Raw genomic sequence first — 12,648 nt, forward strand, 5'->3', positions numbered from 1 at the left:
CGGTCCCGGACGCCTACCCGGCGCGGTGGCGGCCGCCGGCCCCGGCGGCCGGCGCCGCGGGACGGTCGGGGCGCTCGGCGTCGACGACGGGGGCGGCCCGGCCGGAGCGCCGGGCGCGGAGCAGCTCGACGGCCACCGGGACCACCGAGACCAGCACGATGCCGACCAGGATCGCCTCGATGTTCTCCCGGACGAACGGGATCTGTCCGAGGAAGTAGCCGAGCACCGTGACGCCCGCGCCCCAGAGCACGCCGCCGATGAGGTTGAAGAGGACGAAGACGCGGTAGTTCATCGCGCCCACCCCGGCGACGATCGGGGTGAAGGTGCGCACGATCGGCACGAACCGGGCCAGCACGATCGCCTTCGGGCCGTGCCGGTCGAAGAAGGCGGCCGCCTTCTCCACGTTCTCCTGCTTGAACAGCCGGGAATCCGGGCGGCGGAACAGCCCCGGTCCGACCTTCCGTCCGAACAGGTAGCCGACCTGGTCGCCGGCCACCGCCGCCACCACGATCAGCGCGCAGACCAGCCAGAGCGGCTGGTCCAGATAGGTGCCGCCGGCCACCAGCAGGCCGGTGGTGAAGAGCAGCGAGTCGCCGGGGAGGAAGAAGCCGATCAGCAGGCCGGACTCGGCGAAGACGATCGCCAGGATGCCGATCAGCCCGAAGGTGGAGATCAGGTAGGTCGGATCGAGCCAGGACGGGCCGAGGGCGAGGCTGGTCACGGGGCGGACTCCTGAGGGCCTGAAGGGTCGACTCTTGGCAATGAAACAGTAAAGCATTCACCAAGAAACCTTCGAACACCCCTGGTCCGGGCAGCAGTCGGACAATCATCCGGGTACCACCATCGGGCGAATCCTCGGCCATTCGGTGGAGTTCTTGCCCGGCCCCGGTGAATCCTGGTCGTGCGACGTCAGGCAACGGCGCTGCGGAGCGGCCACTCCGGAACGCGCCACCATTCGCACCCCACCCTCAGGGAGACCATCGTGTCCCGTATCCGCGCAGCCGCCGCCGTCACCGCCCTCGGGGCCTTCCTCCTCGCCGGCATCGGCACCGCCCACGCCGACAACGGCGCCGGCGCGGACCACCACTCCAACAGCAGCGTGGTGAGCAACACCGGCTCCGGCAACATCATCGGCAACGTCCACGGCAACGTGGTCAGCAACCAGCAGACCGCCACCGGCTCCGGCGCCAGCAACCAGAGCAACACCCTCGCGGCGACCGGGAACGCCGGCAACATCGGCGCCCTCCAGGGCAACGGCAACCTCGCCGCCCTGTTCGCCCCGCACATCGGTGGCTGAGTGACGCTCCGCCCCTGAGCACGTCCGCCGATCGCGGCCGGGTGGGCGCCCCACGCCGGCGGGGCCCCACCCGGCCGCGTCGCTCCGGCCTCCCGGACCCGACGGGTCCGGGAGGTCCGTCGCCTCCGGAGGTCCGGCGGGCCCGGGTGACCCGACGGGCCTGGGAGGTCCTACAGGTCCTACAGGTCCTACAGGTCCGGGAGGTCCGGGAGGCCGAGGACCGCCCGGCCGAGCCGCAGCAGGCAGTCGTCCAGGTCCGGCCGGACACTGTGCGGCCGGTTCCGCACCCCGTCGTTCACCAGCGAGAACAGCGCGTGCACCCGGATCCGGGCGGCCGCCGCGCCCTCCTCCGGGCGGACCCGGACCAGCAGCTCCACCCAGCCGCGCAGGAAGTCCCGCCGGAAGTCCACCGCGGCCCGGCGGTCCGGCGGCGCCAGCCGTTCGGTCTCGCTCAGCATCACGCCCAGGTAGTCCCCGTTGCGCCGGGCGAAGTCCACGTACGCGGCCAGACCCGCCGCCAGCGCCCGTTCCGGACCGCCCGGGGTGCCGGTGATCGCGCCGCCGACCTCGTGCCGGAGCCGCTCCCGGCCCCGGACCAGGGCGGCGGCAAGCAGCTGCGCCTTGCTGTCGTAGTGCCGGTAGACGCTCGGCCCCGAGATTCCCACCTCCGCACCCAGCCGACCGGTGCTGACGTTGTCGAAGCCCCGCCGGTGGAACAGCCGCACGGCGGCCGTCAGCAGTTCCTCCCGGCGCGACTGCGACCCCGGCGCGGGAGCGGGACGGGGCTCCACCGGGACGGCGACCGCGGCCGCGGCGGCGGGCCCCGCGGCGTCGAGGCGGACCGCGAGCACCGCCCCGAGCACCTCCCGGAGCAGCCGTTCGGCCCGTCGCGGCTGCGGGGCGGTCGACTGGTAGGAGAGCCCGGCCCCCGCCGACAGCGCCGACCAGCAGAGCAGTTCGGCGTCCGCGGCGGCGAGTCCGGGGCGTTCGGCCCGCAGCACGGCGGCCATCAGGCCGATGTCGGCGCGCAGTTCGCGCCGGAACGCCGCCCGCCGGTCCGGCGGCAGCAGCCGGGCCTCCCGCTGCACCAGGGTGCCCAGCGGGCGATGGGCGACGGCCACGGCGGCCAGCGCGGCGGCCAGGTCCGCCGTCGAACCGGCCGTCCGCACCGCGTCGGCCAGCGCCTCCAGGCCCACCCCGACGGCGCGGTCCAGCAGTTCGGGCTTGCCCCGGAAGTGCCGGTAGAGCGCGGGCGCGGTGATGCCGACCCCGGCCGCGACGTCCGCCATCGACACCCGGTGGTAGCCCTCGCGATGGAAGCGCTCGGCGGCCACCGCCAGGATCTGCGCCCGCCGGGCCCGCGCGGGCGGCCGCCGCACCACCATGACGCCCACCCCTCCGGACACCCGTTCGGCGCCCGCTCCGACGCCCGTCCGGCAGGCTAGCAGCCGTTCACCCAAGGCCCCGCCGGACCGTTCCCCCACCCATCGGCAACAGCGCGAACACCCCTCCTCCGACCCTGGACAGCCGAAGCTACTCCCGATTAACTTGTGGGGCCATCGGCGGGCCGCCCGGCCGCGCCGCGTCGGGCACGTCGAAGGGAGCGCCGCCGTGCGCCGCACCGTGTTCACCGAGGACCACGAGACCTTCCGCGAGACCATCCGCGACTTCATCGCCAACGAGGTCGTCCCCGTGTACGAGGACTGGGAGGCCGCGGGACACCCGCCGCGGGACTTCTACCGCACCCTCGGCGCGCTCGGTGTCTACGGGATCGAGGTGCCCGAGGAGTACGGCGGCGCGGGCGAGAGCGGCTTCAAGTACCAGGCGGTGGTGGCCGAGGAGACCGCGCGGGCCGGCGTCGGCTTCGGATCCTCCGGCGTGCACACCGGCCTGGTGCTGCCCTATCTGCTGGAGTACGCCGACGAGGAGCAGAAGGCGCGCTGGCTGCCGGGCTTCGTCTCCGGCGACATCATGACCGCGATCGCGATGACCGAGCCGGGCGCGGGTTCCGACCTCGCCGGCATCTCCACCACCGCCCGGCTCTCCGAGGACGGCACCCACTACGTCCTCAACGGCGCCAAGACCTTCATCACCGGCGGCGTCCTCGCCGACCTCGTCCTGGTGGTCTGCCGCACCTCGCCGTACGACCCGGACAACCGTCGGGCCGGGCTCTCCATCCTCTGCGTGGACACCACCTCGCCCGGCTACACGGTCGGCCGCAAGCTCCAGAAGATCGGGCTGCGCAGCTCGGACACCGCCGAGCTGGCCTTCGCGGACGTCAAGGTGCCGGTGGAGAACCTGCTCGGCGACGAGGGCAGGGCGTTCACCTATCTGACCCACAACCTGGTGCAGGAGCGGCTGGCGATCGCGGTCGGCGCGTACGCGGCCGCCGCGGCGGCGGTGCGGTTCGCGGTGCAGTACGTCAAGGACCGCAAGGTGTTCGGCAGGACCGTCGCCGAGTTCCAGAACACCAAGTTCACCCTGGCCGACTGCGAGTCGCAGGTGATGGCGCAGCAGTCGATGGTGGACCGCGCGCTGGAGCTGTACCAGAACGGCGAGCTGACGGTCGCGGACGCCGCGGCGGCGAAGCTGTTCTGCACCGAGTCGGCGTCCGGCGTGATCGACAAGTGCCTTCAGCTGCACGGTGGTTACGGCTACATCCTGGAGTACCCGATCGCCCGGCTCTACACCGACAACCGGGTCTTCCGGATCTACGGCGGCACCAGCGAGGTCATGCGCAGCATCGTCGCCAAGTCGCTCGGACTGTAGCCGGACCGACGGCCGGCCCGGATCGCCCCGAACCGGTCCGGCCCGGACCCGGTCAGCCCGTCCGCGCGGAGTCGAACGCGCGGACGGGCGAACGGGTGCCGCCCCGGTCTCAGTTGGGCGAGTGGTGCTCGGTGCGCCATGCCTCCCAGCCCGCCGAGGACGCCACCTTGGCCTCGTGCAGGGCCCGCTGGGCCAGGGCCTGCGGCGGCGTGTCCAGCCGCCGCACCCAGTCGCGGCCGGCCGTGGCCAGCGCCGCGCACACCATCACCGCGCCCGCCGTCCCGAACAGCGCGCCGATGCCCGTGAGCAGCGCGCCGCCGGCCAGCAGCGAGCGGTTGACCTGGAACCCGCTGAAAGAACGCTCGTTGGTCGCCATGCCCTCCACGATGGGCGCTGTCCGCCGCGCCCGCACGTCGAGCGCGTCCACCCGCGTCCGCACGCGTGGGCGCCCGGACACGGCTCCGGCCACTGCCCGGGTGCCGCTCGGACGCCGCCCGGGGTGCCGCTCGGAGTGCGGGCGCCGGGCACGTCCGGGACGCTGGGCCGCGAGGGGGTTCCGGCACGGCGGAGCGGCGGCAGGACTCAGGAGGACACGCGATGGTCGATCTCGAACAGCTCGTCGCGGAACACGCGGCCCGGGCCGCCGAGAGCCCGCACGGCCGCAGCGCCCATCTGGTGCTGCACGACGGGGTCCTCCGGCAGACCGTGATCGCCCTGACCGCGGGCACCTCGCTCGACGAGCACAACGCCCCGGCCGCCGCCAGCCTCCAGGTGCTGCGCGGACGGGTCTCCCTCACCGTCGCGGGCCGGCGCGAGGAACTCTCCGCCGGCCAGTTGCAGACCGTCCCGCAGGAGCGGCACGGCCTGCTCGCGCACGTCGACTCGGTGGTGCTGCTGACGGCCGTCACCGCCTGAGGTTCAGCCGGTCGGCCCGTGCCACCCCGGACCGTCCGCCGGGGCACCGTTCGGCCGCAGCACCGAACCGCCGACGAGTTCCAGCCCGCGCAGGAAGTCCTTCCCGCGCGGCGCCAGTTCGGGGGTGGCCAGCCACTGGCCGGCCAGACCGACCAGCAGCGCCTGGTAGAAGATGCCGCGGGACAGCTCCTCGTCGGTGTCCGGCACCTCGGGCAGGCCCTGGAACAGCGCCGACAGTCCGAGCCGCCCCTGCTTCTGGATCCCGGCGAGCGCCTCCCGCAGCTCGGGCACCCGGTCCGCCTGCAGCATCACCTCGAACTGCGAGGCCCAGAGGCCGCGGTGCTCGGCGATGGTCCCGAGCACGCCGTCCCACACCGCGACGAAGCGCTCCGCCGGGTCGTCGGACGCCTCGCTCGCCCGCGCCACCACGGTCGCCAGCACCGTGCCCCACTCCGCCGTCGCCTCGATCAGCGCCGCGTTGAGCAGGGACTCCTTGGACCCGAAGTGGTAGCCGATGGCCGCCAGGCTGACGCCCGACGCGGTGGCGATGTCCCGGGCGGTGGTGCGCCCGTAGCCCTTGTCGAAGAGGCATTGCTTGGCGCCGGCCATGAGGTCCTCACGATTTCCCATACCCGCATGCTACGTCCGATCAAGACGCTTGTCTTGCACGCATGTCTCGTACATACGTCTGGCACGCAAGTCTCGCACGAGTGATTCAGACGCTCGTACTAGACAAATGTCTGACACGTCCGTACCGTCTTCCTCATGACCGCCACCACCGGCCGCGCAGGCCGTCGCGAATGGATCGGCCTCGCCGTCCTCCTGCTCCCGACCCTCGTCCTGACCATGGACATGGGCGTCCTCTTCTTCGCCGTCCCCTACATCTCCACCACGCTGGCGCCGAGCGGCACCGAGCAGCTGTGGATCATGGACATGTACTCGTTCCTGCTGGCCGGGCTGCTGGTCACGATGGGCGCGCTGGGCGACCGGATCGGCCGCCGCCGGCTGCTGATGATCGGCGCGACCGGATTCATCGGTGCCTCGCTGCTCGCCGCCTACGCGGACAGCGCCCCCCAGCTGATCGCCGCCCGCGCCCTGCTGGGCGTCGCCGGGGCCACCGTGATGCCCTCGACCCTCGCGCTGATCCGCAACATGTTCCACGACCCCAAGCAGCGTCAGATCGCGCTCGGCGCCTGGGGCGGCATCCTCACCACCGGCGCCACCCTCGGCCCGGTCGCCGGCGGTCTGCTGCTCGACCACTTCTGGTGGGGCTCGGTCTTCCTGCTCGCCCTCCCGGTGATGGCCCTGGTCCTGCTCGCCGCCCCCGCCCTGCTCCCCGAGTACCGCTCCCCCCGGTGCGGCGGCGGCTTCGACCTGCTCGGCGCCGTCCTCTCGCTGGGCGCCGTCCTGCCGCTGGTCTACGGCGTCAAGACCCTCGCCGTCGACGGCTGGGACCCGGTCGCCGCGGCCGCCGTCCCGGCCGGCCTGCTCCTCGGCGTCGCGTTCTTCCGGCGCCAGCGCACCGCCGCCGCCCCGCTGCTCGACCTCTCCCTGTTCCGGATCCGCGCCTTCAGCGGGGCGATCACCGTCAACACCATGGCGATGTTCGCGATGATGGGCTTCACCCTCTTCACCTCGCAGTACCTGCAGCTGGTCAAGGGCATGAGCCCGCTCACCGCCTCACTCTGGTCGCTCGTCCCCAGCGTGGGTGTCGGCGCGGCCGTCGGACTCAGCTCGGCGCTCGCCGGGAAGGTCCGTCCGGCGGCGATGATGGCCGGCGGCTTCCTGATCGGCGCGGCCGGCTTCGCGATGATGACCCTGGTCGGCCCGGACTCGCCGCTGGCGCTCATCCTCACCGCGGCGGGCGTGCTGGCCGCCGGCACCGTCGGCACCATGACGCTCACCGCCGAGATGGTCGTCTCCGCCGCCCCGGTCGAGCGGGCCGGCGTCGCCTCCGCCACCTCCGAGACCGCCGTCGAGCTCGGCAGCTCCCTCGGGATCGCCCTGCTGGGGGCGGCCGGCGCCGCGGTCTACCGCTCCCGGCTGGACGGCGCCCTCCCGGCCGGCCTGGACGGCGAGGCCGCCCGCACCGCGCAGGACACCCTCGGCGGCGCCGTCACCGTCGCCGCCCACCTGCCCGGCCGGATCGGCACCGACCTGCTCGCCACCGCCCGGTCCGCCTTCACCGACGGCCTGCACGTCGCCGCCGTGGTCGGCCTCGTCCTCGCGGTCGGCGCCTCCTTCCTCGCCCACCGCCTGATGCGCCACCTCCCCGCCGCCGCCCCGGCCACCACGACCCCCGAGCCCGTCACCGCCTGACCCGCCCGCTCCACCCGATCCCCCGCACGCGCGTCATCGCGGCCCCCGCCCACCCCGGGCGGGGGCCGCCGCGTTCGGTCCGGGCGCCGGTCCGCCGTTCGGTCCGGCCGGTCCGGGCATTCGGCTGTACGGGGGCGGCACCGGATGCCAGGCTGCCCGGATGGCGGACGGCGGCGGACACGGGCGGGTACGGGCGAGCTACGACGCGGTGGCGGAGGAGTACCGGCGGCGGATCGGGGACGAGCTGGCGTTCAAGGCGATGGACCGGGCGCTGCTCGGCGTGGTGCTGGAGCACGCCGCCGGAGGGACGGTCGCGGACCTGGGATGCGGGCCGGGCCACATCACCGGCTGGCTGGGCGGACGGGGAGCGACGGCGGTCGGGGTGGACCTGTCGCCCGCGATGGTGGCGGTCGCCCGGCGGGAGCACCCGGGGACGGAGTTCCGGGTCGGCGACCTGCTGGCGCTGCCCGCCGCCGACGGGGAGTTCGCCGCCGCGGTGTCGCTCTACTCGGTGATCCACCTCGAACCGGGTGAACTGCGACCGGCCTTCGCGGAGATGCGGCGGGTGCTGCGGCCGTCCGGGGTGCTCCTGGTCTCGTTCCACCTGGGCACCGGGGTGAGGACACTGGACGAGTGGTGGGGCCACCGGGTGGACGTGGACTTCCGCTCCCTGGAGCCCGACACCGTCTCCGGCCTGCTCGCCGAGGCCGGCTTCACCGTCACCGCCCGGCTGGAGCGCGACCCGTACCCCGAGGAGGCGTCCACCCGCCGCGGCTACCTGCTGGCCCGTCGGACCTGACCGGGCAGGCACCCGGCGGGCGGACCGCGACCCCCGGCCGTCCGTCCGCGCAGCACCTGGTTTTTGACCAGCGTTTCCCGGCCGGTGTATACGTTCGCCGCCGGGGACAGGCATACTGGCCAGGACGGGCGCTTTGCCCAACTGTGACGTACGACTCTAGACGAGAAGGGACCGGTGGCCAGGGATGCTGCGTAACGGTCTTGAGCCCTGGCACGTGCTTGTGGTGCTGGCTGTCGTGATCCTGCTGTTCGGGTCGAAGAAGCTGCCGGAGATGGCCCGCGGCCTCGGCAAGTCGATGCGGATCCTGAAGGCGGAGACGAAGGCGATGCGCGAGGACGACACCCCCGCCGCCGCCGACGCCGCGCCGGGTACCGCCCAGAGCACCGCCGCCCCGGCCCAGCCGGCCGCCACCCCGGCGCAGCCGGCCGCCGTCAACCCGACCAATGTGACCAAGGCGACCGAGACGCCCCGGTCCACCACCGCCTGATCCTCGGCGGCACGCAGTCGGCCGAAGCCCCCGCCCGAACCGGCGGGGGCTTCGTCGCGTCCGGCGCCGCCGGCCCCCGGCCCGGACGGAGCAGCCCCGGCGGCGGGACCGGCCGCACCGGGGCAGGCTGGCCACGATGTCCGCGAACGAGCAGCCGCCGCCGGCCCCCCTCCTGGGGCATCCCGACCTGCGGGCCTGGGGTCTGCTGCTGAGCTCGTTCGCCCTGCTGATGCTCGGCTACTTCACGCTGCCGCTGCGCCGGCTGGGAGACGACCGGCCGCTGCTGAGCTGGGCACTCTTCGGCGCGGTGCTGACCCTGCTGACCGGGCTGCTGCTGGCCCGGATCGTCGACAGCATCCGCGGCACCGGCCGCCATCCCGGCGTCTGGCTGGCCTTCCTGATCTGCTTCTCGCTGACCGTCTTCGCCGCCACCTACTACGTCCTGGCCGACCGTCCGGGCGAGTTCGCCGGGCTGGAGACCCGCCTGGACGCGCTCTACTTCACGGTCGTCACGATGGCGACCATCGGCTACGGCGACATCACCGCGGCGGGGCAGGGGCCACGTCTGGTGGTGCTCCTGCAGATCGCGTACAACTTCGTCTTCCTGGCCGCGGCGGCCGGCGCCCTGAGCCGGACCGTGCGCTCCGGCATGGAGGTCCGCGCCCAACGGCTGGCGGAGGAACCCGAACACGGCCGCCACCACACCCACGGTGTCGGCCCCGGCCACACCCCCGGTCGCGGCTCCGGTCACGGCCCGCGCCGCCGCGACCGGGCCCGCGGCCGACGCCGGGGCCGCGGCGGTGGCGGCGACCGGGACCCCGGCGGCGACTAGCGGTCGCGAAGGGTCAGGCCGGGACGAGGCCCGGCTCGCCGGCCACCACCGCCCAGGAGGCGGAGGTCCGCACCGGCGACTCCCGGACGGCGATGCTGTCGACCGTCCGGGCGTCCGTCAACCAGCGCTCGCGGTCCACGTCCAGGCGCAGGTAGCCGTGACGCAGGCCGTCGAAGTACCGGACGTGCGGGTTGAGGGTGGGGTTGAGCGCCTTGAGCGGCCCGTCGAACGCGACCGGGAAGTCCGAACTGACGCTGGTCGCCGTGAACTCGACGGCGACCGGCGCGGCCGCGAGGTCGTCGCGGTCGATCCGCAGGTCACTGAACCAGGAGGAGTGGATGTCCCCGGCCAGCACCACGGGGTTGGCCACCGCCGCGTCCCGCAGGAAGCGCAGCAGCCGGGTACGGGCCGGGTCGTAGCCGTCCCACTGGTCGAGGTTGGCGAGCGGCGGCAGCGGGTGGGCCGGGTCCAGGAAGTTGGGGAAGCGGATCTGGCTCATCATCACCTGCTGGGCGATGACGTTCCAGCGCGCCCGGGAACCGGACAGGCCGCGACGCAGCCACTCCTCCTGCTCGGCCCCGGTCAGGGTGCCCGCGGTGTTGCCCAGGCCGTCCGCGACCGGCCCGAAGTCCTGCGAGTGACCGCCCGGTTGGTCGGTGCGGTACTGGCGGGTGTCGAGCACGTTGAGGCGCAGCAGGTCGCCGAAGTCGAAGCGGCGGTACATGCGGTAGTCCGGCGAGCCGGTCCGGTACGGGTTCCGCAGCGGCATGTGCTCGTAGTACGCCTGGTAGGCGGCGGCGCGCTCGCGGGCGAAGGCGGCGGGGTCCTGGTGACCGGCGCCGGTGTCGTCGACCTCGTCGACCAGGCCGGCGTAGTTGTTCTCGACCTCGTGGTCGTCCCAGGTGACGATCCAGGGGAAGGCCGCGTGCGCGCCCTGCAGGGCCGGGTCGGTCTTGTACAGCGCGTGCCTGGCCCGGTAGTCGGCCAGGGTGAGGAGCTGGTTGGTCCCGGGGGTCGCGGGGGTGGTGTGCAGGCGGTCCGGGTACTGGCTGTTCGGGTCGGTCTCGTAGATGTAGTCGCCGAGGTGCACGACGGCGTCGAGGTCCTCGGCGGCCAGGGCGGTGTACGCGGGCCAGTATCCGTGCTGCCAGTCCTGGCAGTTGACCACGCCGAGGCGGAGCCGGCCGGGGCGGGCGCCGGCCGCCGGGGCGGTGCGGGTGCGGCCGGACGGGCTCAGGTGGCGGCCGGCGCGGAAGCGGTACCAGTAGTCGCGGCCGGGCAGGAGCCCGCGCACGTCGACATGGACGCTGTGCGCGCGTCCGGCCTCGGCGACGGCGGTGCCGCGCCGGACGACCCGGCGGAAGCCCGGGTCCGCCGCGACCTCCCAGGACACCGGCACGGAGCGGGGGCCCATGGCGGCGGCGTCGAACGGGTCGGCGACCAGCCTGGTCCACAGGACCACGGCGTCCGGCAACGGGTCGCCGCTGGCCACGCCGAGCGGGAACGGATCCCGGCGGACCGGTTCGGCGCGCGCCGTACGGATGTTGAGCGCCTGGGCGCCCACGGCGACGGCCGCGCCGACCAGCAGGCCGCGGCGGCCGATCGCGGCGGTCCGGGGCCGCCCGGGAGCGGACGGCGAGGGCACCGGCGGCACCTGGGAGAGCGGGGATGTCCGGGACGGCGGGGACGACGGGGACGACGGCACGCGAGACCTCCTGCAGCTGCTGCGCACGGGTGACACCACGGCCGGCAATTCCATCAGACGGGAGTGGAGAGCCCCGTGAACAGCAGGCGACGTCTTGGCCCTTTCCAGCCCCGGCCAACGGAGTTGACGCCACGACAGCGGTCGGTCGACCGCCGCCGACCCGGCAGCTACCGACCGGCGCCCGCCGCTCCACCGCCCTTGCGGCGCAGGGACATCAGCAGCAGGAAGACGGCCGACAGCACCGCCGCCACCCGCAGCACTCCCGGCGCGGCCTCCCACATCGCGTGCGAGCCCTGCTCGCCCGGCTGCGGGGCCACGCCCCAACGGCCCTGCGCCTGCCCCCAGTAGAAGAGCGAGCTGCCACTGATCACCATCAGCGGAATCCCGAAAACCGCCAACTTCCGCGTGAAGTCCGACAGTTGGCGGGACAGGTAGCCGAGCGCCCAGCCGATCAGCATGGCGATCAGCTGACCGGTGACGGCCCCGCCGACCAGCACCGCGGCGGAGAGCAGCAGCAGGAACGAGGGCCGCCGCCCGCCCGGCGCCTTGGCACCGCCCTTCGCGGCGGGGGCGCCCTCGGCGGGGTCCGCTCCGGCGGGGCCGTTCTTCCCCCGGGCCCGCGCCTTCCTCCCGGATCTCCCCTTCCCCGCCGGTGCCTTCTTCCCGCCCTTGGTCCCACCCTTCCCGTTGCCCTTCCCCGCCGACGCGCCCCCCGCCCCGGCGGCCGCGTCCGGTGCCGCCGGGTCGCCCTGGTCGGCGGCGTCCCCGCCCGCTCCGGGCGCCGGACCGGCGTCGGCGGCGGTCCGCTGCTCCGGGATCGGGTGGTTGGAGGCGATCGGGCCGTCCCCGAAGTCGATGGTCACGTAGTTCCAGTCGCCCGTGCTCACGGCGCGGTAGGCCGGGGGCAGCGCCTCCGGGTCCGCGGGGGCGTCCTCGACCTGCTTCGCCAGCCACGGCGAGCCACCGTCCCCATCCGCGCCCCGGTCCCGGTCCCGGCCGGAACGCGTGGGAGGCGGCAGGAACGCGGCGGGGGAGCCGGACGGCGGCCCGGACGGCGCCCCGGCGGGACGCGGAGGTTCCCGGGGGCGCGGCGGGACGGCGGGCGTCGGCTCCCCGGCGTAGACGCTGTCCCCGTCCCCACCCCCGTCACCGGTCCCGCCGGAGGGCCCGCCGGAGTCCCCGGCACCCCCCGGCGGCCCGCTCCAGGGCCCCTGCTTGCGCCACCACTCGCCGTCCGACATCCCCACGCACCCCGCCTCGCCCGTACCGATGGCCCGTACCGATGCCCGCCCCCGCCCGGACCCGCCACACGTCCGGACGCGGCGTCATCCCCGCCGACCGTGACGGTACCCACCCGCCACCCCGCCACGCGAGCCGGAACGCCGCCCGGCCGCACCCGTGTTCGCCCCGGCGGCACCCGACCGGGGGCCGGGGTCGACGGAACCGCCCCCGCCCGGACCGCCTCCGCCCCCACCGGCCCCCTCCCCCGACGCCCCACCCCCGCGCAGCTCCCGTCAACCCCCGA

General features: G+C 74.4%; 13 protein-coding genes. 7 read left to right on the plus strand and 6 right to left on the minus strand.

Going from position 1 to position 12,648, the window contains the following annotated elements; genetic code table 11:
* Positions 1-13: 13 nt before the first annotated feature.
* Positions 14-721: a DedA family protein gene (locus ACIQ9P_RS17025; protein ID WP_402355705.1), complete on the minus strand. Its 708-nt coding sequence runs from the start codon at positions 719-721 to the stop codon at positions 14-16.
* A gap of 261 nt (positions 722-982) precedes the next feature.
* Between ACIQ9P_RS17025 and ACIQ9P_RS17030 the strand changes: the two genes are divergently transcribed.
* Positions 983-1,297: a hypothetical protein gene (locus ACIQ9P_RS17030; RefSeq protein WP_402355707.1), complete on the plus strand. Its 315-nt coding sequence runs from the start codon at positions 983-985 to the stop codon at positions 1,295-1,297.
* A gap of 188 nt (positions 1,298-1,485) precedes the next feature.
* Here the strand turns inward: ACIQ9P_RS17030 and ACIQ9P_RS17035 are convergent, their stop codons facing one another.
* Positions 1,486-2,682 carry a TetR/AcrR family transcriptional regulator gene (locus ACIQ9P_RS17035; RefSeq protein WP_402355709.1) on the minus strand — a complete coding sequence of 399 codons (1,197 nt, stop codon included), beginning with the start codon at positions 2,680-2,682 and terminating at the stop codon, positions 1,486-1,488.
* A 226-nt stretch (positions 2,683-2,908) separates the two neighbouring features.
* Between ACIQ9P_RS17035 and ACIQ9P_RS17040 the strand changes: the two genes are divergently transcribed.
* Positions 2,909-4,066, plus strand: coding sequence for an acyl-CoA dehydrogenase family protein (locus ACIQ9P_RS17040; RefSeq protein WP_402355711.1), 1,158 nt, complete (start codon positions 2,909-2,911; stop codon positions 4,064-4,066).
* A 109-nt stretch (positions 4,067-4,175) separates the two neighbouring features.
* On the opposite strand, the gene ACIQ9P_RS17045 is transcribed toward ACIQ9P_RS17040, so the two are convergent.
* Positions 4,176-4,442 carry a hypothetical protein gene (locus ACIQ9P_RS17045; RefSeq protein WP_402355713.1) on the minus strand — a complete coding sequence of 89 codons (267 nt, stop codon included), beginning with the start codon at positions 4,440-4,442 and terminating at the stop codon, positions 4,176-4,178.
* Between the two features lie 221 nt (positions 4,443-4,663).
* Between ACIQ9P_RS17045 and ACIQ9P_RS17050 the strand changes: the two genes are divergently transcribed.
* Positions 4,664-4,981 carry a cupin gene (locus ACIQ9P_RS17050; protein ID WP_360014804.1) on the plus strand — a complete coding sequence of 106 codons (318 nt, stop codon included), beginning with the start codon at positions 4,664-4,666 and terminating at the stop codon, positions 4,979-4,981.
* Between the two features lie 3 nt (positions 4,982-4,984).
* On the opposite strand, the gene ACIQ9P_RS17055 is transcribed toward ACIQ9P_RS17050, so the two are convergent.
* The gene (locus tag ACIQ9P_RS17055) at positions 4,985-5,611 is read right to left on the minus strand and encodes a TetR/AcrR family transcriptional regulator (RefSeq protein ID WP_402355716.1); all 627 of its coding nucleotides are present in this window, start codon (positions 5,609-5,611) and stop codon (positions 4,985-4,987) included.
* Between the two features lie 135 nt (positions 5,612-5,746).
* On the opposite strand from ACIQ9P_RS17055, the gene ACIQ9P_RS17060 reads away from it, so the two are divergent.
* From ACIQ9P_RS17060 to ACIQ9P_RS17075, 4 genes are all read left to right on the plus strand, one after another.
* Positions 5,747-7,300 carry an MFS transporter gene (locus tag ACIQ9P_RS17060; RefSeq protein ID WP_402355719.1) on the plus strand — a complete coding sequence of 518 codons (1,554 nt, stop codon included), beginning with the start codon at positions 5,747-5,749 and terminating at the stop codon, positions 7,298-7,300.
* 160 nt (positions 7,301-7,460) lie between these two features.
* Complete coding sequence (locus ACIQ9P_RS17065; RefSeq protein WP_402355722.1) at positions 7,461-8,099, plus strand: class I SAM-dependent DNA methyltransferase; 639 nt, start codon at positions 7,461-7,463, stop codon at positions 8,097-8,099.
* 184 nt (positions 8,100-8,283) lie between these two features.
* Positions 8,284-8,586: a Sec-independent protein translocase subunit TatA gene (tatA, locus tag ACIQ9P_RS17070; RefSeq protein WP_402355725.1), complete on the plus strand. Its 303-nt coding sequence runs from the start codon at positions 8,284-8,286 to the stop codon at positions 8,584-8,586.
* A gap of 136 nt (positions 8,587-8,722) precedes the next feature.
* Complete coding sequence (locus tag ACIQ9P_RS17075) at positions 8,723-9,418, plus strand: potassium channel family protein (RefSeq protein WP_402355728.1); 696 nt, start codon at positions 8,723-8,725, stop codon at positions 9,416-9,418.
* A 13-nt stretch (positions 9,419-9,431) separates the two neighbouring features.
* Here the strand turns inward: ACIQ9P_RS17075 and ACIQ9P_RS17080 are convergent, their stop codons facing one another.
* Together ACIQ9P_RS17080 and ACIQ9P_RS17085 are read right to left on the minus strand one after the other, a co-directional pair.
* Positions 9,432-11,063 carry an alkaline phosphatase D family protein gene (locus ACIQ9P_RS17080; protein ID WP_402355731.1) on the minus strand — a complete coding sequence of 544 codons (1,632 nt, stop codon included), beginning with the start codon at positions 11,061-11,063 and terminating at the stop codon, positions 9,432-9,434.
* Positions 11,064-11,290: 227 nt separating this feature from the next.
* Positions 11,291-12,364, minus strand: a complete 1,074-nt coding sequence (locus tag ACIQ9P_RS17085) for a hypothetical protein (RefSeq protein WP_402355734.1) — start codon at positions 12,362-12,364, stop codon at positions 11,291-11,293.
* Positions 12,365-12,648 lie beyond the last annotated feature (284 nt).

It is taken from the genome of Kitasatospora sp. NPDC094019 (genome assembly GCF_044764505.1).
Classification (GTDB): domain Bacteria; phylum Actinomycetota; class Actinomycetes; order Streptomycetales; family Streptomycetaceae; genus Kitasatospora.

Bases quoted from the DNA above. Each gene is read 5' to 3' on its own strand.
- ACIQ9P_RS17060 (WP_402355719.1), top strand. From the start codon at position 5,747: ATGACCGCCACCACCGGCCGCGCAGGCCGTCGCGAATGGATCGGCCTC.
- ACIQ9P_RS17035 (WP_402355709.1), bottom strand. From the start codon at position 2,682: ATGGTGGTGCGGCGGCCGCCCGCGCGGGCCCGGCGGGCGCAGATCCTG.
- ACIQ9P_RS17050 (WP_360014804.1), top strand. From the start codon at position 4,664: ATGGTCGATCTCGAACAGCTCGTCGCGGAACACGCGGCCCGGGCCGCC.
- tatA (WP_402355725.1), top strand. From the start codon at position 8,284: ATGCTGCGTAACGGTCTTGAGCCCTGGCACGTGCTTGTGGTGCTGGCT.
- ACIQ9P_RS17055 (WP_402355716.1), bottom strand. From the start codon at position 5,611: ATGGGAAATCGTGAGGACCTCATGGCCGGCGCCAAGCAATGCCTCTTC.
- ACIQ9P_RS17085 (WP_402355734.1), bottom strand. From the start codon at position 12,364: ATGTCGGACGGCGAGTGGTGGCGCAAGCAGGGGCCCTGGAGCGGGCCG.
- ACIQ9P_RS17045 (WP_402355713.1), bottom strand. From the start codon at position 4,442: ATGGCGACCAACGAGCGTTCTTTCAGCGGGTTCCAGGTCAACCGCTCG.
- ACIQ9P_RS17075 (WP_402355728.1), top strand. From the start codon at position 8,723: ATGTCCGCGAACGAGCAGCCGCCGCCGGCCCCCCTCCTGGGGCATCCC.
- ACIQ9P_RS17065 (WP_402355722.1), top strand. From the start codon at position 7,461: ATGGCGGACGGCGGCGGACACGGGCGGGTACGGGCGAGCTACGACGCG.